General features: G+C 40.3%; 23 protein-coding genes. 15 read left to right on the plus strand and 8 right to left on the minus strand.

Annotation, left to right across the window (positions count from 1 at the left end; all coding sequences use genetic code 11):
• Nucleotides 1-128: 128 nt before the first annotated feature.
• The 6 genes from VK159_RS18660 (at nucleotide 129) to VK159_RS18685 (ending at nucleotide 5,549) form a co-directional block, all read left to right on the plus strand.
• On the plus strand, nucleotides 129-956 hold the full coding sequence (locus VK159_RS18660) for a helical backbone metal receptor (protein ID WP_324231685.1): 828 nt from the start codon (nucleotides 129-131) through the stop codon (nucleotides 954-956).
• A complete protein-coding gene (locus tag VK159_RS18665) occupies nucleotides 940-2,457 on the plus strand; it encodes a hypothetical protein (protein WP_324231686.1) in 1,518 nt (505 codons plus the stop codon). The genes VK159_RS18660 and VK159_RS18665 overlap by 17 nt, the downstream gene beginning before the upstream one ends.
• A gap of 125 nt (nucleotides 2,458-2,582) precedes the next feature.
• Nucleotides 2,583-3,650, plus strand: a complete 1,068-nt coding sequence (gene fbaA / locus VK159_RS18670) for a class II fructose-bisphosphate aldolase (RefSeq protein ID WP_324231687.1) — start codon at nucleotides 2,583-2,585, stop codon at nucleotides 3,648-3,650.
• 36 nt (nucleotides 3,651-3,686) lie between these two features.
• Complete coding sequence (gene accD / locus VK159_RS18675) at nucleotides 3,687-4,604, plus strand: acetyl-CoA carboxylase, carboxyltransferase subunit beta (protein ID WP_324231688.1); 918 nt, start codon at nucleotides 3,687-3,689, stop codon at nucleotides 4,602-4,604.
• Nucleotides 4,605-4,675: 71 nt separating this feature from the next.
• A complete protein-coding gene (gene smpB / locus VK159_RS18680) occupies nucleotides 4,676-5,113 on the plus strand; it encodes an SsrA-binding protein SmpB (protein WP_324231689.1) in 438 nt (145 codons plus the stop codon).
• Between the two features lie 25 nt (nucleotides 5,114-5,138).
• Nucleotides 5,139-5,549: an SET domain-containing protein gene (locus VK159_RS18685; protein ID WP_324231690.1), complete on the plus strand. Its 411-nt coding sequence runs from the start codon at nucleotides 5,139-5,141 to the stop codon at nucleotides 5,547-5,549.
• 66 nt (nucleotides 5,550-5,615) lie between these two features.
• On the opposite strand, the gene VK159_RS18690 is transcribed toward VK159_RS18685, so the two are convergent.
• The 6 genes from VK159_RS18690 to VK159_RS18715 all read right to left on the minus strand — a co-directional run bounded on the left by VK159_RS18690 (nucleotide 5,616) and on the right by VK159_RS18715 (nucleotide 12,954).
• On the minus strand, nucleotides 5,616-6,284 hold the full coding sequence (locus tag VK159_RS18690) for a porin family protein (protein WP_324231691.1): 669 nt from the start codon (nucleotides 6,282-6,284) through the stop codon (nucleotides 5,616-5,618).
• A gap of 186 nt (nucleotides 6,285-6,470) precedes the next feature.
• A complete protein-coding gene (locus VK159_RS18695; protein WP_324231692.1) occupies nucleotides 6,471-8,984 on the minus strand; it encodes a DNA gyrase/topoisomerase IV subunit A in 2,514 nt (837 codons plus the stop codon).
• A 3-nt stretch (nucleotides 8,985-8,987) separates the two neighbouring features.
• A complete protein-coding gene (locus tag VK159_RS18700) occupies nucleotides 8,988-9,341 on the minus strand; it encodes a DUF4260 domain-containing protein (protein WP_324231693.1) in 354 nt (117 codons plus the stop codon).
• Nucleotides 9,342-9,408: 67 nt separating this feature from the next.
• Complete coding sequence (locus VK159_RS18705) at nucleotides 9,409-10,254, minus strand: DUF1835 domain-containing protein (RefSeq protein ID WP_324231694.1); 846 nt, start codon at nucleotides 10,252-10,254, stop codon at nucleotides 9,409-9,411.
• Nucleotides 10,255-10,259: 5 nt separating this feature from the next.
• Nucleotides 10,260-11,048, minus strand: coding sequence for a class I SAM-dependent methyltransferase (locus VK159_RS18710; protein WP_324231695.1), 789 nt, complete (start codon nucleotides 11,046-11,048; stop codon nucleotides 10,260-10,262).
• 13 nt (nucleotides 11,049-11,061) lie between these two features.
• The gene (locus VK159_RS18715) at nucleotides 11,062-12,954 is read right to left on the minus strand and encodes a DNA topoisomerase IV subunit B (protein ID WP_324231696.1); all 1,893 of its coding nucleotides are present in this window, start codon (nucleotides 12,952-12,954) and stop codon (nucleotides 11,062-11,064) included.
• Nucleotides 12,955-13,232: 278 nt separating this feature from the next.
• Here VK159_RS18715 and VK159_RS18720 point away from each other — a divergent pair, with 278 nt between their 5' ends.
• From VK159_RS18720 to VK159_RS18740, 5 genes are all read left to right on the plus strand, one after another.
• Nucleotides 13,233-13,415, plus strand: coding sequence for a hypothetical protein (locus VK159_RS18720; protein WP_182801048.1), 183 nt, complete (start codon nucleotides 13,233-13,235; stop codon nucleotides 13,413-13,415).
• Nucleotides 13,416-13,423: 8 nt separating this feature from the next.
• Nucleotides 13,424-13,606 carry a hypothetical protein gene (locus tag VK159_RS18725; RefSeq protein WP_324231697.1) on the plus strand — a complete coding sequence of 61 codons (183 nt, stop codon included), beginning with the start codon at nucleotides 13,424-13,426 and terminating at the stop codon, nucleotides 13,604-13,606.
• Between the two features lie 9 nt (nucleotides 13,607-13,615).
• Nucleotides 13,616-14,032 (plus strand): YdeI/OmpD-associated family protein, encoded by a 417-nt coding sequence (locus VK159_RS18730; protein ID WP_324231698.1) that lies wholly within the window; start codon nucleotides 13,616-13,618, stop codon nucleotides 14,030-14,032.
• A gap of 89 nt (nucleotides 14,033-14,121) precedes the next feature.
• A complete protein-coding gene (locus VK159_RS18735; protein WP_324231699.1) occupies nucleotides 14,122-14,568 on the plus strand; it encodes a hypothetical protein in 447 nt (148 codons plus the stop codon).
• Between the two features lie 202 nt (nucleotides 14,569-14,770).
• Complete coding sequence (locus VK159_RS18740; protein ID WP_324231700.1) at nucleotides 14,771-15,037, plus strand: hypothetical protein; 267 nt, start codon at nucleotides 14,771-14,773, stop codon at nucleotides 15,035-15,037.
• A 65-nt stretch (nucleotides 15,038-15,102) separates the two neighbouring features.
• Here the strand turns inward: VK159_RS18740 and VK159_RS18745 are convergent, their stop codons facing one another.
• Nucleotides 15,103-15,501 carry an acyl-CoA thioesterase gene (locus tag VK159_RS18745; RefSeq protein WP_324231701.1) on the minus strand — a complete coding sequence of 133 codons (399 nt, stop codon included), beginning with the start codon at nucleotides 15,499-15,501 and terminating at the stop codon, nucleotides 15,103-15,105.
• 121 nt (nucleotides 15,502-15,622) lie between these two features.
• On the opposite strand from VK159_RS18745, the gene VK159_RS18750 reads away from it, so the two are divergent.
• The 4 genes from VK159_RS18750 to VK159_RS18765 all read left to right on the plus strand — a co-directional run bounded on the left by VK159_RS18750 (nucleotide 15,623) and on the right by VK159_RS18765 (nucleotide 18,409).
• Nucleotides 15,623-15,778 (plus strand): hypothetical protein, encoded by a 156-nt coding sequence (locus VK159_RS18750; RefSeq protein ID WP_324231702.1) that lies wholly within the window; start codon nucleotides 15,623-15,625, stop codon nucleotides 15,776-15,778.
• 129 nt (nucleotides 15,779-15,907) lie between these two features.
• Nucleotides 15,908-16,396, plus strand: coding sequence for a hypothetical protein (locus VK159_RS18755; protein WP_324231703.1), 489 nt, complete (start codon nucleotides 15,908-15,910; stop codon nucleotides 16,394-16,396).
• Between the two features lie 63 nt (nucleotides 16,397-16,459).
• On the plus strand, nucleotides 16,460-17,296 hold the full coding sequence (locus VK159_RS18760) for an META domain-containing protein (protein WP_324231704.1): 837 nt from the start codon (nucleotides 16,460-16,462) through the stop codon (nucleotides 17,294-17,296).
• Between the two features lie 27 nt (nucleotides 17,297-17,323).
• Complete coding sequence (locus VK159_RS18765; RefSeq protein ID WP_324231705.1) at nucleotides 17,324-18,409, plus strand: lipase family protein; 1,086 nt, start codon at nucleotides 17,324-17,326, stop codon at nucleotides 18,407-18,409.
• Here the strand turns inward: VK159_RS18765 and VK159_RS18770 are convergent, their stop codons facing one another.
• Nucleotides 18,410-20,842: an outer membrane beta-barrel protein gene (locus VK159_RS18770; protein ID WP_324231706.1), complete on the minus strand. Its 2,433-nt coding sequence runs from the start codon at nucleotides 20,840-20,842 to the stop codon at nucleotides 18,410-18,412. It lies immediately after the preceding gene.
• Nucleotides 20,843-20,962 lie beyond the last annotated feature (120 nt).

Below are 20,962 nucleotides of genomic sequence, written 5' to 3' on the forward strand. Positions count from 1 at the left end.
ATTCTGAAAGAAAGACAGTACAGGGTTCCAAAATCCTTTGAATTAGTAAAATTAAATTTCGTACCAAGGAAAACCATCAAACACCAAAGGAACCGCTGAATTAATTAAATTGCCTGTTTGAAAATGAAATGAAACAAGTTCAGGACCAAACAGGCAATTTTGTATCTATCCCTCTCCCACCTCAACGGATCATTTCCCTGGTTCCATCACTTACCGAATTATTATTTGATCTCGGATTAGAAGAAGAAGTCATCGGCATCACGAAATTTTGTGTGCATCCTGAAGAATGGTTTAGAAGCAAAACAAGGATTGGTGGTACAAAACAACTGAACCTTTCACTGATTGAATCATTAAAACCTGATCTCATCATTGCCAGTAAAGAGGAAAATGTAAAAGACCAAGTGGAAGCTGTTCAACAGTTTTGTCCGGTTTATTGCAGTGATATCAGCAACCTGCAAGAGAGTTATGAAGTAATTAAGCACCTGGGCTTTCTTACAAACCGGACTGACAACGCAACACAACTCATCAACAAGATCAAAGAAACTTTTAAGTGCTTACCAGCGAACTCCAAGCCCATCAGAGTTGCGTATCTCATCTGGCAAGAACCATACATGACAGTTGGCGGGGATACATTTATTGATCACATGATGCAATTGGCCGGGTTCGAAAATGTGTTTGCAGCTGAAGAACGATATCCTGTTGTTACTGTAGAGGAGTTGATGAAACGAAATGTTGAAGCGGTATTGTTTTCATCAGAACCATTCCCTTTCAAACAAAAACATCTTGATGCATTCAGACAAGATTGGCTGCAGCAAAACAGCCTTGAACAATTACCTGTTTGTAAAATTGTTGATGGCGAACTGTTCAGTTGGTATGGCAGCAGAACTTTATATGCATCCGACTATTTCATTAAACTAAGAGAAAGCTTATTTTTAAGCGATGAACTTACTGCATAAACAACGACTACCGTTTTCACTTGCCCTGTTCTGTATCCTGTTTGCCGTTACTTGGCCGCTTTATCAATATGTATCAGATCTTGACGCGGTTGGTTATATGGAAGTTGCGCATCATTACGTGAAAGGCGAATGGAAACTTGCAGTGAATGGTTTTTGGAACCCGTTGCATTCATGGTTGGTGGTGCCTTTGCTTAAAATGGGTTTAAACGATTGGGCTGCATTTAAGATCAGTAATCTTATTTTTTCTTTAGGTTCATTGTGGGCTGTTTATTCATTGGTCAATAAATTTTTAGTAGAGGATTGGTTGAAAACAGCCATCCAGTTTGCAAGTGTCATCATATTGCTTCACTATTGTTATTTTGAATTGGCAGCCGATGCGTTACTCGTGTTTCTGTTGCTGATCTATTTCAATCTCATTAAGCAACAGGATTTTTTTGAAAGCATTCCTAAGAATTTACTGGCGGGGTTTATTGGTGCGTTATTCTATCTCGCAAAATCGTACGGGTTTCCATTTTTTATTTTTCATTTCCTCGTGATTCATATTTTTCTGAATCCCAGCAGAAGCAATGCAGTTAAACAGCTTGCAGCCGGCTTTTTCACATTTTTCCTGTTCACATTCCCGTGGCTGATAGCCTTGCATTGGAAGTATGGTGAGTGGATGATCGCTTTCGGAAAGTTCAACGCTCATTGGAATTTTACAGGTGAACCTCTGCCCGGCCCTGTTTTTCAAACACCGCCGCATGAAGGTTCATCATCAGTGTGGGAAGATCCCTGGCATGTAAAAGTTGATAACCTGCAATCGGTTCCTTTTATAAGAATTGCATTGCACCAGATAAGGGTTGTGCTGTTCAATTTCCAGGCATGGCTGAAATGTATTCATGATCTTTCGTTTTTAGCACCAGCAATATTGTTTGTGAGTGGTTTTATGTACTTTAAACACAAAACAAAAGAATGGTTGTATCTGCTTATCGGCATGCTTGCATTACCATCGGGTTATCTATTACTTCATCTTGAAACAAGATTTATCTGGGCAACATCTTTTATCTTTTTTATTGCAGGCGCATTGTTGATGCAACAATTATTTCTGCAGGTGCAGATGAAAAAGTGGCAACGTTTATTTGTTTGGTTATTTTTCTTTGGAAGCTTTTTGCTTGAACCTGTTAATCAACTGAAAGATCAGGTGTATGGTCACAAGAGCATTTTTGATACTGCTGGGCAGATTAAAAAACAACAGATCAACGGATCTTTTACGTCAAATGCCAAAGTAGACGAGTGCATGGTGTTTGCCTATCTTACGAAGAATCAATTTTACACCATCACCAAACCTTCATATTATACAAAAGAATTACTGACTGAGATCAGTCAACATAAGATCAGGTATTATTTTTTCTATTACTCCACTCAACAGGAGAAAGAAGCATTCCTCAGTGGTGAAATTGCAACAGCTGCAATAAAACAGGTTGAGTTGGAAAAGGGATTGCTTGTTTTCAGCTTTTACTAATACACGTTTGTAAAGCTGTAAAAAGTTGCCATTCCTAAAAGCTGCTAACCAGTATTTAACTATCTTAGCGGCGCTTTAATACGGATCTTGATCCGTCTTTTTCAACTACTATTAATATTTTAATTATGAGCAAGTACAGAGCCGGCGTCCTTTTTGGTGAAGAACTCGAAGCATTGTTAAAAGATGCAAAAGATAATCAGTTTGCACTCCCAGCGGTAAATACAATTGGTACAAATACAATAAACGCAACGCTTGAAACAGCAGCGAAAGTAAATTCTCCTGTGATCATTCAATTCTCAAATGGCGGTGCACAATTCATTGCCGGCAAGGGAATGCCAAACGATAAATTGCAGGGAAATATCAGTGGCGCTATTTCAGGTGCATTGCATATTCATAACGTAGCAAAATATTATGGTGTGCCTGTAGTATTACACACTGATCATGCTGCAAAAAAATGGTTGCCATGGATCAGCGGATTGATTGATGCCGGTGTAGAATACAAAAAAGAAAAAGGTCAACCCCTTTTCTCTTCACATATGCTCGATCTCAGCGAAGAACCATTAGAAGAGAACATTCATACTTCAGTAGAATATTTCAAACGCATGGCTCCATTAGGCATGGGAATTGAAATTGAACTGGGTGTTACCGGTGGTGAAGAAGATGGTGTAGATAACAGCGATGTTGACAATGAAAAACTTTACACACAACCTGCGCATGTTGAATATGCTTATACTGAATTGAGCAAAGTTGGCAAACTCTTTACCGTTGCAGCAGCTTTTGGTAATGTACACGGTGTTTATAAATCAGGCAATGTGCAGTTAACACCAATCATTTTACATAACAGCCAGGTGCACATTGAGAAAAAATTAGGAACAGGACCAAAACCTGTTTACTTCGTATTCCATGGTGGCAGCGGTTCACCTCAACACCAGATCCGTGAAGCCATCAGCTACGGTGCCATTAAAATGAATATCGATACCGATCTTCAATGGGCATTCTGGGAAGGTATCCTCAATAATTACAAAAAGAATGAAGGCTATCTGCAAGGACAGCTCGGTAACCCCGAAGGTCCTGATAGCCCTAACAAAAAATACTACGATCCCCGTGTTTGGTTACGTAAAGGCGAAGAAAGCTTTATCAAACGCCTTGAGGTTGCTTTCGAAGATTTGAACTGTGTGAATAGAAACGCTTAATTGCTTACTTTTACCCACTTTTCAAATCAAAGGACGATGGCAAAAAAAGAAGAGGATATTGAGAAAAATCTAACAGGTGATGATCTGCCACAGGCAGATGCATTACGTTCGTCGTGGTTTAAACGGGTACAGAAAGGCATTCTTACATCAACGTCAGAAAAGAAAGAAATTCAGGAAGGTCTCTGGACCAAATGCCCTGAGTGTAAGCATACCGGAACTTCGACAGAGTTAGCTGAGAATAAATATGTATGCCCCAATTGTAATTATCACCACCGCATCGGCAGTGCTGAGTATTACGATATCCTGTTTGACGGAGATGAATACACAGAGCTGTTCGATAACATCCGTTCAAAAGATTATCTCGGCTTTACCGATCTGAAACCTTACCAGAAACGTTTAGAAGACATTTGGAAAAAGACGGATCTGCACGATTCAATTCGTGTAGCCTCAGGTAAGGTTGAAGGGCATGGAACAGTGATCTGCTGTATGGATTTTGATTTCATTGGCGGTTCGTTGGGAAGTGTAATGGGTGAAAAAATTGCACGTGCAGCCGATTATTGCATTGAACATAAACTTCCGATGATCCTCATTTGTAAAAGTGGCGGGGCAAGGATGATGGAAAGTGCGTTTTCATTGATGCAGTTGGCAAAGATTTCAGGTAAGCTTTCACAACTCAGTGATGCGAAGCTCCCCTACATTACGTTGCTTACCGATCCAACCTTTGGTGGTGTAACTGCTTCCTTCGGTATGTTGGGCGATCTGAATATTGGTGAACCGGGTGCATTGATCGGCTTTGCAGGTCCACGTGTAATTAAAGAAACTATTAAGAAGGATTTACCTGAAGGTTTCCAACGCAGTGAGTTTTTACTGGAACACGGCTTCCTCGATCTCATCATCGACCGGAAAGAAATGAAACAGAAATTCGGCGTGCTGTTTACGTTATTTAAGAACTAAAGAGATCAATTTTATATTTGCAATCAATATGAGTTGATTCAACTTTTATTGATTGCTTTTTTATTTGCGAAATGATTGAATTAAAAAACCGCTCTGCTTTTCATGAATACTATTTTGAAGACAAATTAGTAGCAGGGATGGTATTGGTTGGAACGGAAGTAAAATCGATTCGTGAAGGCAAAGTAAGTTTCTCCGATTCTTATTGTTTTTTTGATAAGCACGAACTGTGGATCAAAGGTCTGCATATCGCAGAATATAAATTCGGCACTACCAACAATCACCTGGCTGTACATGACCGTAAGCTCCTGCTCAACAAAAAAGAAATCAAGAAGTGGGAAAATAAAATAAAGGAAAAAGGCTACACCGTAATTCCTCTCCGTATCTTCTTCACTGAAAATAATTTAGCAAAACTTGAGGTTGGTCTGGGTAAAGGAAAGAAACTGCATGATAAACGGGAAACAATTAAGAACCGTGATGCAGAGCGTGACATGAAGCAATACCTCAAATAATTTGACCTCCCAAGGTTTCTCCACTATGACCAAAGAACAACTTCTCCACGAACTGAAACATGATACATGGGTAATGATGAAACCCTCTCCCATTCATGGTAATGGTGTGTTTGCGTTAAGGGATATTCCCAAAGGTCAGCGTGGATTGTTCTCAAAAAATATTGGTGAGTGGATCAAGATCGAACGGAGTGAGATTGATGCATTGCCTGCTCACAGCAAAGAATTGGTTGAAACGTATTGTTTGTTTGATGAAGATCATTACTATGTTCCCGATTATGGATTCAAGGTGATGGATATTGTGAATTTTCTTAATCACGATGAATCGCCAAACATCATTTCGATCAATGATGGAGAAGACTTTGAAACACTCCGTGAAATAAAAGCCGGTGAAGAATTACTGATCAACTACGGTGAGATCGTTGATAGCGATGAATAAAACCGATGATGCCGGGTACTGCATCATCGGTCAAGGTTTTCATAGTGATATGCTTCTGGCGATTAATTAAAATCTGTAAGTCAATCCTGCTTTATATCCTTCGTTAAATGCTTTGAAATTCTGGTTTTTGTCGAGGCGTTGAAATCCTGTTTCGTATGCGGCGGTAATACCAATCCCGTTCCCAAACTCATAACCTACACCACCCGTTACGCCCACATCCCAACGGTTGAATTGCTCAGTGATATCAATATCACGGTTAAGCAATGAGAAGCCGAATACCGATACATCAGCCCGTAAATTATTCTTTACCAAATAGGAAACCTGAGGGCCGGCAAACAGCTGTAAACCTGCAACTGGCTTTACTTTCAACAATACAGGTAAGTCAATGTAATGCATCTGGGCCGTTGCTCTCGCATCAAGTGCATCAATCTTTAATTGGTTAATGGTGAGGTTGCCTTTAATACCATAACCACGTTGCGTGTAAACCAGTGATGGTTCAATTGAAACAAAATCACCAAGGGGAAGTTCAGCGCCGGCACCCACATAAAAGGCCGTTCTGTTACGACTGCTGATGTAACCATCTGTCTGATCGACCAATTGTGTGAATGATTCTCTTGCTTCTCCTTTCCAGGTTGATTGAATAACACCTGCTTTAATAACAGGTTTAACTTGTGCGTTGGTTGTAATGGCTGCTGTAGTAAATGCTACGAGTAAGCTTAGGTATGTAGTCCTCATAAAAATGTTTGCAGGATTTTAGTAACTGCTATTCATTCAGATGATGGAATGTTTTGGAGAGATGTATGGCAGAATCTAATCTTTTGTTAACGGAACTGCTCTTAACAAATCCTTTCAAAATAAGAACGGCGATTGCTTTGCAATCGCCGTTAAACTATTTACTCATTACTGACTACTCATCACTCATCATCCAAACAATTCCGGTTGAGCACTCGGATCTTCTTTCACCCACTCCATTTCAATGCTCTTGTTGAAATCGGTGAGCTTTGCGCCTACTGCTTTCCATCCCATTACTTCAGCAACCTTCGCCAGTTTTATTTTAGCGCTGCGAACCTGCGTGCCCTTGCCACTCTTTACAGAAAGCACCGGCTCTTCATCAGTTGTTACTGCTTCCACATAATTCTTCGCACCTTCTTTAATAAAGAAGAATTTGTTCTTTAACGTAGTCGTTTCAATTTTGAAACGCTTCACATTGTACTGCAGTTTATCATTATCTAAATAAACAGCAGTAATGATACGATCAGGTCGGAACAATTCGATCAACAATATATTCTCCGGATCAAATTTCTGCGTCATCTCCTGGTCGGTGATCTCGTAGTTCCCATCTTTATAAATCACAAGCACACGATCTTCAGGTTCAAACTTGCCAAGGTATTGTCCTTTCTCTTCAGTATTTAAACGACCAAACTTATCATCGAACCACATTTTCTTTCCACTCAACGTGGCTCTTCCTTTCTCTTTAAACTTCACACTCTTGATCGGGTACTTCGTTACCTGGTTACCCATGCTGCTGCGACCTTTGATATCGAGTTCTTCAAAGTAGAAATCAAACTCTTTAATACGTGCAGTACAATTCGGGCTCAGTAATACTTTCACTACTTCCGCTTCGCCATTGGGATTCACGGTAAAGTAATGCACTTTACTTTTATCATCGCCACGTGTAAGATCGTATTCTTTATCCCTTGTAATACCGGTTACATTGAAACGCTTCGCATAACTCACACCACCTTTACCATCAGCATAGATCATGTTGTAGGTTGTACGTTCATCATTTTTCTGGAACACCGCTGCATGAATAATGTCTTTACCGATGTAGGCTTTATCACTCACCTTAACCACCTTCATTAAACCACGCTTGGTAAATACAATGATGTCATCAAAATCGGAACAATCGCAAATGAATTCATCTTTCTTTAAAGATGTACCTACAAAACCATCTTCACGGTTCATATAAAGTTTGGTATTGGCAATCGCTACTTGTTTTATTTGAATGACTTCGAATGGTTTGATCTCTGTTTTACGTTCACGACCCTTGCCATATTTCTTCAACAGGTTTTCGTAATAAGCTACTGCATAATCAACAAGGTTTTCCAGATCATGCTTCACCTGTTTAATATCTGCTTCCAGACCTTTGATCTGTTGATTCAGTTCATCAATATCCAAACGATAGATACGACGCACAGGCTTTTCTGTAAGCTTGAGAATATCTTCTCTGGTAATATCCCGGCGGAGTTGTTTTTTGAACGGAACAAATGCTTTATCTATTGCGACAATTACTTTATCCCATGTTTCGTGTTTCTTTTCCAGCTCTTTATAGATCTGCTCTTCGAAGAATATTTTTTCCAGCGAAGTATAATGCCATTTCTCCTGTAACTCACCCAGCTTTATCTCCAGTTCTTTCTTCAGTAATTCTTTTGTTTGCTCAGCAGAGTATTTCAGCAAATCCGTAACTGTAAGGAACTGTGGTTTATTATCAACAATCACACAGGCATTTGGCGAAATGGAAACTTCGCAATCAGTAAATGCATACAACGCATCAATGGTAATATCAGGTGAAATGCCTGGTGCAAGATCAACCTGTATCTCAACTTCAGCAGCGGTGTTGTCCGTTACTTTCTTGATTTTTATTTTGCCCTGATCATTTGCTTTTACAATGCTTTCCATCAAACTTGTTGTGGTAACACCATAAGGCACATCTTTGATAAGCAACGTCTTCTTGTCAAGTTCTTCAATCAGTGCACGCACACGCACTTTGCCACCACGTTTACCATCGTTGTAATTCGCTGCATCGATCATGCCACCCGTTTGAAAATCGGGTAGCAATTCAAAACGTTTACCACGCAATGCTTTGATGGATGCTTCAATCAATTCGCAAAAGTTGTGGGGAAGAATTTTTGTTGAAAGGCCAACGGCAATACCATCTGCACCTTGCGCCAGCAACAACGGGAACTTCATCGGCAACACAACAGGTTCGTTCTTACGACCATCATAGCTCAGTTGCCATTCTGTTGTTTTATTGTTGAAGGCAACATCCAATGCAAACTTCGATAAACGTGCTTCAATGTAACGTGCAGCAGCTGCATCGTCACCTGTGCGCACATCTCCCCAGTTACCCTGTGTATCGATCAACAAATCTTTCTGTCCAAGATTTACCAATGCATCACCAATACTTGCATCACCATGCGGATGATATTGCATTGCCTGGCCAATGATGTTCGCCACTTTGTTGAAGCGGCCATCATCCATTTCCTTCATTGCATGAAGAATACGGCGTTGCACAGGTTTCAAACCATCTTCCATTGCCGGCACGGCACGTTCAAGAATTACATACGATGCATAATCGAGGAACCAGTTTTTATACTGTCCCTGTACACCGCTTTCATTGTCGAAAACACTTTCTTTCTTTTTAGCAGCACTCATAATTTATTTCTTTCCAATTTCTCCTAAATGAGTAAACTTAAAACCATTTTCATATTTCAGGCCATAACCTGCAACACGATCCATTGATGCATGTCCTAACAAAATAACACCTGTAAAAAACAATTCATCAACATTAGCAAACACACCAGTGATTAATAACAACACTGCAATTCCTTTATGATGAAAGATGTTATAACTCCAGGCACCAACTTTATTACCCGCTAAATAGCCAAGCATACTGATATCCGGGCCAAGCAACAAAACCGGGTACATCCACCACGCTGCATCAAACAGGTATAACGTGTATACACATGCAAGAAACATTGCTAATTCTTCCAGTTTCAGTATTGCTTTCATCTTATTAGATGTTAGTTTCTATCAACATATTCCATCACATCTTCTGATTCCTTTCGTTCTCCTTAAATCACTGTTCAGACGGTTGTGTTGCTTCAAACAACTTCCCCGATTTTTTCTTCAGCTCAAAATCTTTCATGTTCTTCAGTTCACCCTGCACATCATACAAATCAGTTGCAACCAATTGTTTTAAACGCCACAGCAAATACATATCGCCTGTTGTCTGTTTATTTTTGCTCAAGAACTGGTGAATGATCTTACTTGCCTTTTGCCAATCACCTGAAATAAAATTCTTCAGATCAGCATCATAAAAATCATAATCCTTCTGTCCGAGTTTCTTTCCTCCTTCCAATAAACGCACACCTTTCTCTTCATTGCAGAGTTTTGTCCACTCATCCGGATCAACTTCAAATTCACTGGGTGTAACCAATCGTGCAAGCTTCTTTGCTTTTGTCATCTCTTTGGGCTGAATAGTGCTGATCCATTCAGGATAAAACAACTGTCCTTTCTCGTTAATGAACGGCAGGTTATTCAGGTACAAAATATAAATGCGACCCTGGAAATCTTTTAACTGACTGATGAGCCAATAGTATCCACTCACATCATGTTTGTTTTGTGCTGCCCAGATCCACACTTTCTCTTCTTCGTTAATTTGCAAACGCTCAATGATAAAGGCAACAAGTTTATTGTCATCTACATCACCTTCATCTATTTTCTTTTCAAGCTCGGTGCCGCTCAATACTTCTTTCCACCAGGCACGACGGGCAGCAATACCTTCTTCGGTATAAATATCCTTCAGTGGACCAACTGCATAATCATCTTCCACCTGCAGCACTTCGCCCTGCAATGTTTCATCAAGTTCTATTGCCTTTTGCAATACATCAATATCAGCTTCATTAAAAACAATATGTATCATAAAATCTAATTCTGTTTTGCCTGTATCAAATAATAAACACAAGTGGTGAAAAAATTGCGAACAAACGGAATGGCTTTGATCAATCCAAACTGTTCTTTCGGTTTCCAGCCGAACTTGTATTCATAGATCGGGTTAATTAAAAAATGAGTATGGTTGATCACATTGTATCCTTTCTCATTACAGATACGCTCAAACCGCTCAATAGAAATTCCTGTTTCTTTTATCTCCAGCATTTCCTCCCAGTTCTCACCATTCGATTTCAATAACCATTTATAAATGGGTGTTGGCAGCAAATGATAATAAGGCAACTTACTCAACCATTTGCCTTTATTGATTTGCTGATGACCACCAAACGGCATATACCAAGGTGGAAAGCCAAAGAAGATAACGCCATTCGTTGTCAAAAAACTTTTCATCCATTCGATCAACTTTGGTTGATCATGAATATGTTCAATTACATCCTTCAGCACAATTACATCAAAGGCACCACCAAAATCAGCTTCGGTTGCTTTGTAAATATCTTTCGAATGAAAAGTTACTTTGCCTTGCTCAAGTTCATCTTTCATCCATTCTCTTGCATTCACCAAGCGACTTTCATCAAGTTCAATACCAACGCCTGTACAACCTTTGTCGATAAACGCTTTCAATACGCCGCCTTCGCCACAACCAATTTCCAACACACGCATGCCCGGCTTTACAGTGAATGCTTTCTCAATAAAGGGCAACACATACCGTTCAGTGTTTTGTATCTGTATGTCGAAGTAACGTTTCCTGTCGGCGTGAAATTCAAACATTAGTTAAAGGGAATTATACAGTTTCTTCTACTTTATCTAATTCTACTTTCAGGTTATCGATGATGAACTCCTGTCTGTCCGGTGTATTCTTACCCATATAATATTCCAACACCTGTTGTATATGTGTTTCAGGCAACAGCATCACCGGTTGCTTGCGCATTTCTGCTCCAATGAAACGACCAAACTCTTCCGGACTGATCTCACCCAAACCCTTAAAGCGTGTGATCTCCGGTTTATTTCCCAGTTTTTCTACAGCGGCCTGTTTCTCTCCTTCATCATAACAATAAATCGTTTCCTGTTTATTGCGTACACGGAACAAAGGTGTTTCCAGAATAAACACATGCCCGTTCTTCACCAGATCAGGAAAAAACTGCAGGAAGAAGGTCATCAACAATAACCGGATATGCATACCATCCACATCGGCATCGGTTGCAATGACGATATTGTTGTAGCGCAGGTCTTCATAATTATCTTCAATATTCAATGCGTGTTGCAACAAGTTGAATTCCTCGTTCTCATACACCACCTTCTTCGTTAATCCATAACAGTTAAGCGGCTTACCACGCAAACTGAACACCGCCTGCGTTTCCACGTTGCGGCTTTTGGTGATACTTCCACTCGCACTATCACCTTCGGTTATGAAAATGGTTGTTTCCTTTTGCTTCTCAATAATTTTATCCTTGTCTTTGCCTGTAGCTTCATCATTGTAATGAAAGCGACAATCTCTTAATTTCTTATTGTGAAGATTGGCTTTCTTGGCACGCTCATTCGCCAGCTTTTTAATTCCGGCCAGTTCTTTCCGTTCTTTCTCATTTTGCTCAATACGTTTTTTCAACGCTTCAGCAACTGAAGGATTTTTATGCAGGTACAGATCAAGATCACGTGCAAGAAAATCGCCCACGAAATTTTTCATCGTTGGGCCGCCTTCATACACCACGCTGGAACCGAGTTTTGTTTTTGTCTGACTTTCAAATACCGGTTCCTGCACACGCACACTCACAGCAGCACAAATACTTCCACGTATATCAGCCGCATCATAATCCTTCTTATAAAAATCACGGATGGTTTTTACATATCCTTCACGGAAGGCAGCAAGGTGTGTACCGCCTTGTGTTGTAAACTGTCCGTTTACAAATGAGTAATATTCTTCGCCATATTGATTCTCGTGTGTAATAGCAACCTCAATATCCTCACCTTTCAGATGAATGATGGGATAACGCAGTTCATCTTCATTCGTTTTACGTTGCAACAAATCAAGCAATCCATTCTTGGATATGTATTTCTTGCCATTAAAGTTGATCACCAACCCTGCATTCAGATAACAATAATTCCAGAATTGGTTATCGAGGTACTCGTGTATGTAGTGATAGTTTTTGAAAACACTGTTGTCGGGAATAAACGTTACTTCGGTACCGTTACCTTCCGTTGTTTTCTCTTCTTTATGTTCTTTGGTTAAAATACCTTTTTCAAATTCAGCCGTTTTTTGTTTGCCTTCACGAAACGCAGTTACTTTAAAATACTGGCTCAATGCGTTTACAGCTTTTGTACCCACACCATTCAAACCAACAGATTTCTGAAACACTTTGCTATCGTACTTGGCACCGGTGTTGATCTTGCTCACCACATCCACCACTTTACCCAATGGAATACCACGGCCATAGTCACGAATGGTGACCACACCTTTTTCAATGGTTACATCCACCGCTTTACCGTAGCCCATGGTGTGTTCATCAATACAGTTATCTAACACTTCTTTCAGCAAAACATAAATGCCATCATCGGCACTGCTGCCATCGCCCAGTTTACCAATGTACATACCGGGACGGAGACGGATATGCTCCTGCCAGTCGAGGGTTTTAATCGAGCTCTCGTCGTAATCGAACAGGTTCTTTTTTTCTTCAGCCATTGCTTCGTTTGTCGTTTGTAGTTCTCAGTTTTTTGTTACCGGCAGCGGGGTTTTAATCAGCTGCATTGGCGTCGCATGCCGACGCTTTGGTCGGCATCGAGACCTTTAGCGTCTCGACTCTTGTACTTCGTACCTCTTACCTCGTACTTCTTCACCGGAACGGGCAAATATAACAAAACACACCTCCCCTGCCATTCCCTTATTTGTTCACAACCCTGTGAATAATTTTTGGCCTGTAACTGATTATTTCTCAATTTCGCATCACTAAAATCACAAGCATGGACAAAAAGATTTATACCCTCCTTACCATCTATATCGTTTACCTGGTAATTGCATTGTCAATGGTATTATCATCCGGCGCACAGAAAGTGCTTACTGCGCTCATCTTTGGTGGTCTTGGTATATTCCTCTTTTTAGGCGCTTATCTTATTTGGGTGCTTAACCGCAAGCACGAAGAATAATTTCTCCGATGGCAAGGGCTATTGACAGCCTGCAATCATTTTATCCCAAAGACCGTAAGGCCTGGCGTGACTGGCTGCAAAAAAATCACGACAAGTCAAAAGGGATCTGGCTCATTTTTTACAAAGTGGGCAAAAGCAAACCACGTCTTCCCTACAGTGAAATAGTGGAAGAAGCGTTGTGTTTTGGCTAGATCGACAGTTTGCCCCGCAAGCTTGATGATGAACGTTCCATGTTGCTAATCACTCCCCGCAAGCCCAAAAGTATTTGGAGCGATGTAAATAAAGAACGGGTAGAACGTTTGATAAAAAATGGGCTGATGACCAATGTCGGTCTTGTGAAAATTGAAGCAGCTCAACTTGATGGAAGCTGGGAAACACTAAATGCGTCGAACCATGCCGCACATACAAATGAACTTCCCAAAGATTTCTTGCTGGCGTTTAAAGGGAAGAAAGCAGCTCTTACGAATTATAAAGCTTTCTCTCCATCCATTCGTAAACAATTTATGTTTTGGGTCGATAGTGCCAAAACACCTGAAACAAGAGCCAAACGTATTGCACAAACGCTGCTCATGAGCGAAGCGAATAAGAAACCGGGACCACAAGGTTTTAAATTGTAATCTAAGATTCAACCACAATTCCATAGCGCTAGGAGTTTTTACTTTAAGCTGATCGCTCACAGCTGAAAGCTATTTTTTATATTTACCACATGAAAACATACTTATCCTTTATCCTGATCCTCGTTGCCATTAGTACCAGTGCCCAGCAACAACAAGAGGTTTATAAACTCGACAGTTGCTTGCAATTCGGCGCCAATCCATTTGATGATATGTATGTTCGTGTGCAACAAACGGCCAAGTGGAAAACAAAAAAGCCGAGTCTCGAATCGCATATCGAAAAATTCTTTGATCAATACACCCAAAAGAAAGCAGGTGGCAAGATCACCATCAGCATACTCATTGATAAAACCGGGAAACCCTGCACTTACGAGGCACGCCCCAACAGCAATGTTCGTCCCGACTTTCAGCAGCTGAAAGCCTGGATGAATCAATACGACTGGGAGCCCGCCATCCAAAATGGTCAGCCAGTGCGCTCCATTAAGATTCTCCAGGTAAACTTTGAGGGGAAGAAAGTCTCGGTTATTGAGCTGGACTAAGTCAACCCATTGATTTTCAATCGACGTATTAATTTTTTGTAAAAAGAGCCTTCTCGGGTGATGTTGGGCTATCTCAATTCACAGAAATGATGCTACATTTGTTTCAACACTAACCTGGTACTACAACCCCCGATTCCCAACTCCAACTGCCCCATTAAAATTCGCCAGAACAGTATTGTTGAAGATTTAAAATTTGTGAAGTATGTACACGTATGACTTGTTGGAAGCCGGTTGCAATTACCTCATTCAGGAAAAAGAAGAAAATGCCCTGCAGTTGATCAAGGTGCATTTTAAAAGCGATCATGCACTTTGCATTTCCACCTACAGCGAAGGCGAAGAAATTGTGTGGAAGAAAAAGGATGCTCCTATTCATGACATTGTTGAATGTCTCGATGATAAAGCCGTTGCCGCCTGGGAAAAATTATATTACAGCCAGGATGCTTATTATGAAGAAGATGATGAGGAATAAATCATCAATATGCAATTGGCAATAGGCAATTTTCAAAGAGTTTGTATTGCCTATTGCCTATTGTTTTAAAACCTGTCTTTCACGTAAGTGATCTCTGTTTTTCCGTGTGGTGTTGGAATCCCTTCGGGGCTGACATTTACAAACACGATTTTTTCAATTCGTAAAATTGGTTCACGGGTAAGTTTGTTCCGCACTTCGCAACGCATAGTGAGTGATGTGTTGCCAAAATGCGTGGCCAATATGCCGATCTCAATAATATCGCCTTGCCGTGGGGCAGAAATAAAGTTGATCTCGGAAATAAACTTGGTAACCACATGAGGGTTCTCCAGTTGAATAACGGCATAAAGCGCAGCTTCTTCATCAATCCATTGCAGTAAGCGCCCGCCAAATAAGGTGCTGTTCGGATTCAGGTCTTCAGGTTTCACCCATTTACGGGTGTGAAAGTTCATATCTGTTTCAGCCATGTGTTTTAATTGATTCGTCTAAATTACAATCCCCGCTCCACATCCCTTCGTTTCCGTTCGCCAAAAATCAGTTTCACTCTTTAGAGATGTTTTGTAACTTATAGTAATTAAATCTCCGGTTATGAAAAGAGTATTCATCATTACGTTGCTGCTGGCATTTGCAGCATTGGTTGCCATTGCCAACATCAACCGCAGAACTGGAACAAAATCAGAAAAACAAACAGAACAAAAAACTGAAAAGAAAAAAGAATGTAAACATTCCTGTTGGTTTTCCTGAGTAATACAATCCCGCTTCCATGAAGCGGGATTGTTGTTTGTGGTAATTTTTGGTTCATGTTTCAATAAAATGATAAACAATTATCAGGAATATTTGTAATATTTACTAGGTTAATAAAAAACACTACTAATGAGAAAAGCACAGCAGCAGCTTATAAAAGCACTATCAATTACGCTCTGTCTTTTTATTGTTTCCTGTAACAATGAAACTGAAAAATCTCTTTCCGAAACTGATACAATTGCTGTTCCTCCTACTTCTGCTGACGAACCTGCACATCTTTGTTATGAGTTTATCAGCAACCGGGATACTGTTATGTTAGAATTGGTTGTTGGCCCTGATGATATGGTTAGTGGTGATCTGCTTTACCAACTTTCAGGCAAAGACCGCAACAAAGGAACCTTAAAAGGTGTGCTGCATAACGATACTGTTTTTGCTGATTATACATTCATGTCTGAAGGAAAACAATCTGTTCGTGAAATAACTTTTCTGAAAAAAGACAGTTCGCTTACTGAAGGTTATGCAGCAATGGAAGACGAAGATGGCAAAATGCAATTCAAGTCTGGAGTAATTCCTCAGTACAAAGGCATGAAGCTAATGCTAACGAAATGCAAAAACTAAACTCTCATCCTTTTCACTTTATGTAATGCTTTCTAATTTATCATCTGCACAAAAACTTATGTTATGAAACAGACTTTTTTTGTTCTTTCTATTTCTATGTTGCTGCTGCAGGCTTTCTCTTGCAAAAGCAGTAAACCAACTTCAACCACCGCACCATCAACTGAAACCAATCCCATTGTGAATAATGCACCAAATGTAACCGGCGGCAGCGAACTGTTATACATGTATCGCTGGTATCTTTCTGAGGTGAATGGCAAGCCTGTTCGTTCGGAAGGAGGAAGATCTGCTCACCTGCTCTTTTCTCCCGGTCAGGTAAACACTGTTGCGGGTTTCACCGGTTGCAACCGTTTATCAGGAACCTTTACGCTCAATGGAAACCACGAGATCAAATTTTCGCCATTAGCAGTAACTAAAATGGCTTGCCTGAATGATGATAAAACTGAAAGTCTTTTTCTGCCTGCTATTTCAGAAACCAACAGATGGCAGATCGAAAATAATGTGTTGAAATTTTTCAATGGTCAAACAGTAGTAGCAACATTTACCGCTGTTGAAGCAGCGACCAGTAAACTCGATGGCAACTGGGAGCTGAATTATATCTCCGGTATTCGTATTGCGTTTGAAGGTTTGTATCCTGAGAAAAAGCCATTCATTCGTTTTGAATTAGGTCAATCAATGATCAGTGGAAATACAAGCTGCAACGGTTTTAGCAGTAATTATACAATGAATGGAAACAGTATCAGGTTTGCACCGGGTATTTCTACCATGATGGCTTGTCCCGGCAATGGTGAAAAAACATTTACAGAAATGCTGCAGAAAGTAAACAAGTACGCATTGAGCGATGATAATACACTCAACTTTATGATCGATGATGTGGCAGTAATGCGTTTTGTCCGCAAATAATCAATCACCAAAACATAAGAACTGATTATGAAGAAATTTATATTATTCATTTGGCTGGGCGTTCCGGCAATACTTTGTGCTCAATTAACTCCCGGTTTTGATAAAGCCGAATACATTGAACTTATGAAAGTATCGGCACGCACATCTGCTGAAGAGAATTATTATAAAAAAATTGCCGAACCGCAACGGTTTAAAATGTTGTACCAATCACCCGTAATTGGCTTGGATAATTTATGGGATCTGTGGAATGATGGTAAAGGAACAGCTGTACTCAGCATACGTGGTACCACTACCAATGCAACGAGTTGGCTGGCGAATTTTTATGCAGCAATGGTGCCTGCAAAAGGGCAACTGCAATTGTCATCCAATGATGTGTTTGAATATGAGTTGGCGGCAAATCCAAAAGCTGCAGTACATGTTGGTTGGTTGGTGAGCACTGCTTTTATTACAAGAGATATGATGCCTAAAATTGATTCAACATACAAAAGCGGAACAAAGAACATGATCATTGTTGGGCATAGCCAGGGCGGTGGTATTGCTTACCTTGTTACAGCCTATTTGTATAACCTGCAAAAAACAGGAAAGCTGCCTGCTGATATCCGTTTTAAAACTTATTGCAGTGCAGGGCCCAAACCCGGCAATCTTTATTTTGCTCATGAATACGAAGCCATGACGCACAACGGTTGGTCTTACAATGTGGTGAACGCTGCTGATTGGGTCCCTGAAGTGCCCATCTCTATTCAAACATTATCCGACTTTAATCTATCCAATCCATTTCTACATGCAAAGGGAATTATTAAAAAACAAAAGTTCCCAACGAGTCTTGCGTTGAAGTATATGTATAACCAGTTGAGTAAGCCGCCTAGTAAAGCACAAAAAAGATATCAGAAATATCTTGGGTCAATGACTTCTAAATCGGTGCAAAAAACATTGCCGGGCTTTGTTCCTCCTGCCTATTATTCAAGTAATCATTATGTACGCACAGGAAACATGATCGTGTTATTACCGGATGATGATTATTTTAAACTATATCCTGAAAGCCAATCGGCAGATAATATGTTTCCACATCATTTGCATCCGCAATACATCTATCTCGCAGAAAAATTAAATTAATTATTTCTTGATACTCTTCAGTACATCCACTGTTTTACGTTTAACAGTGGATGTTTTATTAAAGTTATAGCTGAGTGTAACACGATAGTTTCGTGTTTGTGTGCGGTTGTAACTTTCTAAATTAAAGTTGGGCCCGTAAGTAAACACCCTGTTCTGTTGTTGAATAAACGGATCGGTTGTGTTAATGTTGATGATCACTTTCTTTTTAAACAGTTTGTATTGCGCACCAATGTTCATGGAGATATTGCTGCGTACTGTTCCCTGCGGATTTGCAAAACGATTAAACGAAAATGCTCCGGTGAACGTCCACAGATCTGTTGGGTTATAATTGGTGCTGAAGTTCGACGTAAACGAGCCTCCATCACGAAACTTGCGCACCTGTTTATCGAAGCTGCCATACTTGTTGTAGGTATAGCTTGCACTGATATTGCTTCTTAATTTACGGCTGATGGTAAGCCCGGCCCATGTACTAGCTTCATACTCCTGGCGGTTGCTTACATTATCCCATGTTACTGTTGTTTTACCATCGGGTGCTAATGTTCGGATCTGGCTGAACACATCTTCCACCAGGTTATAACCAACACTTACATTGGCGAAGTATTTACTTTTTGTTTTACCAGCCACCACATCGAATGTATGCGACTGCGAAGGCAACAGATCAGGATTACCATAACGGAGATTATAGGGATCTCCATAGTCTATGGCTGGGTTTAATTCACCAATGCCCGGTCTGCGCATGGTACGACGGTAAGCAAACGTTAGATTCATCCCGTTCTTCCAGCTGCGGTTAAGATTGGCAAATGGAAGCACATTGAAATAGCGGTTGTATTCTGTTTTATTATCTCTGAATAATTCAAACAGAAAATTCGTTTGTTCAAATGCAGAACCTGCGGTGACAGAAAATCCCGGCTTAAAAATATGTTTCATGGAAACTCGTGTGCTGATCACATCCTGGTGAAACTTGAAATTGTTACTCAGCAGTTCCGCTTTCTGAAAAATGTTCTCCGGCTTTTTCATGAAATCGGTTGTAAGCACAACATGACTGTTATTGCGGTAGTAAGCAACACCGGTTGATAAACTTGTTTTCTTATTGCCTAAAGGCCGGTCGTAAATAATATTTACACTGTACCCGTTTGATCTTGTATTGTTGGTTTGGCGCTGTGTACTGTCCACTCCTGTGGGTGTATCATCAGCATTTAAAAACTCCTGGAAAAAGTTACGTATGCTTTCGCTCTGTCCGAAGTTCAACGCATAAACCATTCTTATCGATTCACCCGGGCGCTTTGTTTTATGCTGATAACTGAGGTTGATGGATGGATTATAGTTTCTGCCTTCTGATGCAACGGTCCGTTCACTCAACCTTGAAATTTCTTCGAAACGATTGACATTCGTGTAACGGTTAAAACCACGGTTGTTTGTGTTCCCCTGATTATACTGCGCCACAAAATTGAAACTGTTGCGTTTGTTCAATTCATAATCAACATTCAATCGGAAACTTGGGCGAATACTTTTATTGAATGAGTTGTTGATGATCTTTAACTGGTTGCTTGAATCTTTATAAATATTGGTGCGGTTGCTGTAACCCTCCGATTGAAATTCGTTGTACCCAACTCCTGCATTTAAATTAACAGCAAAACCCTGTTTACGGTAATTGAAATTGGTACTTATACCTGTCTGACCTCTTGAACCTGCATACAAATTCACTCTTGCTCCAAATCCAACTCTTCCCTTCTTTGTAACGATATTGATTACACCCCCCTGCTCGTTTGCGTATTGTGGCGGCGGATTGGTGAGCACTTCAATTTTTTCGATCATACTGCCCGGCATACTTTCAAGTAAGTCTTGCAGCTGTTGAGCATTTAATTCAACTGGTTTATCATCGATCAATATTTTCGGTTCCTTACCACGCACAGCAATTTTTCCATCGGCATCAGTGGTAACCAAAGGTGTTTGTTTCAGCAGTTCAGTTGCAGTGCTGCCGTTGCTCAACGCACTTTCGCCAACATTGAAGGTGATATTGCCATCTTTCGATTCGATCAACGGCTTTTCTACAAATATGATCACTTCTGCCAGCTCAACTGATTGATTGCTGAGCGGTATATCATTCAAATTGAAATCGGCCCGGTCGGTACGTAAATGAATGCTGTCAATGGTAAGTGTTCTGTAACCAACTGCACTGATCCGCACACGGTAATAACCCAACTGCAGGTTGGTTAAGTTAAATCCGCCGTTTTTATCTGTAAGAAAAACCGATTGTTTGCTGCTATCTGTATACGGGATAGCCGCCACTGTTGCACCCATCACCGCTTTTTGGTTGCTGGTATCGATCACAGTTCCGATGATTACCCCGTCTTTTTTAGCTTGCTGTGCAGAAAGATTGAAGAAACTAAAAACACTGATTATCAGGAACGGAAGAATAGATCTGGGATGCAAATAATTCAATTTTAGGGTTAAAGTTAATTTCATAAGTTAGACGGCAACGCACTATTTCCACCAGCGGTCTCAATCGCTGTCAATCTGTCACGAAATAGAATTGTTTCATTAACTTTGCCT

This window comes from Lacibacter sp. (genome assembly GCF_035299325.1).
Classification (GTDB): domain Bacteria; phylum Bacteroidota; class Bacteroidia; order Chitinophagales; family Chitinophagaceae; genus Lacibacter.

What these genes read in the sequence shown, in the direction of transcription:
- VK159_RS18660 (WP_324231685.1), top strand. Translation starts at nt 129, where the DNA reads ATGAAACAAGTTCAGGACCAAACAGGCAATTTTGTATCTATCCCTCTC.
- VK159_RS18665 (WP_324231686.1), top strand. Translation starts at nt 940, where the DNA reads ATGAACTTACTGCATAAACAACGACTACCGTTTTCACTTGCCCTGTTC.
- fbaA (WP_324231687.1), top strand. Translation starts at nt 2,583, where the DNA reads ATGAGCAAGTACAGAGCCGGCGTCCTTTTTGGTGAAGAACTCGAAGCA.
- accD (WP_324231688.1), top strand. Translation starts at nt 3,687, where the DNA reads ATGGCAAAAAAAGAAGAGGATATTGAGAAAAATCTAACAGGTGATGAT.
- smpB (WP_324231689.1), top strand. Translation starts at nt 4,676, where the DNA reads ATGATTGAATTAAAAAACCGCTCTGCTTTTCATGAATACTATTTTGAA.
- VK159_RS18685 (WP_324231690.1), top strand. Translation starts at nt 5,139, where the DNA reads ATGACCAAAGAACAACTTCTCCACGAACTGAAACATGATACATGGGTA.
- VK159_RS18690 (WP_324231691.1), bottom strand. Translation starts at nt 6,284, where the DNA reads ATGAGGACTACATACCTAAGCTTACTCGTAGCATTTACTACAGCAGCC.
- VK159_RS18695 (WP_324231692.1), bottom strand. Translation starts at nt 8,984, where the DNA reads ATGAGTGCTGCTAAAAAGAAAGAAAGTGTTTTCGACAATGAAAGCGGT.
- VK159_RS18700 (WP_324231693.1), bottom strand. Translation starts at nt 9,341, where the DNA reads ATGAAAGCAATACTGAAACTGGAAGAATTAGCAATGTTTCTTGCATGT.
- VK159_RS18705 (WP_324231694.1), bottom strand. Translation starts at nt 10,254, where the DNA reads ATGATACATATTGTTTTTAATGAAGCTGATATTGATGTATTGCAAAAG.
- VK159_RS18710 (WP_324231695.1), bottom strand. Translation starts at nt 11,048, where the DNA reads ATGTTTGAATTTCACGCCGACAGGAAACGTTACTTCGACATACAGATA.
- VK159_RS18715 (WP_324231696.1), bottom strand. Translation starts at nt 12,954, where the DNA reads ATGGCTGAAGAAAAAAAGAACCTGTTCGATTACGACGAGAGCTCGATT.
- VK159_RS18720 (WP_182801048.1), top strand. Translation starts at nt 13,233, where the DNA reads ATGGACAAAAAGATTTATACCCTCCTTACCATCTATATCGTTTACCTG.
- VK159_RS18725 (WP_324231697.1), top strand. Translation starts at nt 13,424, where the DNA reads ATGGCAAGGGCTATTGACAGCCTGCAATCATTTTATCCCAAAGACCGT.
- VK159_RS18735 (WP_324231699.1), top strand. Translation starts at nt 14,122, where the DNA reads ATGAAAACATACTTATCCTTTATCCTGATCCTCGTTGCCATTAGTACC.
- VK159_RS18740 (WP_324231700.1), top strand. Translation starts at nt 14,771, where the DNA reads ATGTACACGTATGACTTGTTGGAAGCCGGTTGCAATTACCTCATTCAG.
- VK159_RS18745 (WP_324231701.1), bottom strand. Translation starts at nt 15,501, where the DNA reads ATGGCTGAAACAGATATGAACTTTCACACCCGTAAATGGGTGAAACCT.
- VK159_RS18750 (WP_324231702.1), top strand. Translation starts at nt 15,623, where the DNA reads ATGAAAAGAGTATTCATCATTACGTTGCTGCTGGCATTTGCAGCATTG.
- VK159_RS18755 (WP_324231703.1), top strand. Translation starts at nt 15,908, where the DNA reads ATGAGAAAAGCACAGCAGCAGCTTATAAAAGCACTATCAATTACGCTC.
- VK159_RS18760 (WP_324231704.1), top strand. Translation starts at nt 16,460, where the DNA reads ATGAAACAGACTTTTTTTGTTCTTTCTATTTCTATGTTGCTGCTGCAG.
- VK159_RS18765 (WP_324231705.1), top strand. Translation starts at nt 17,324, where the DNA reads ATGAAGAAATTTATATTATTCATTTGGCTGGGCGTTCCGGCAATACTT.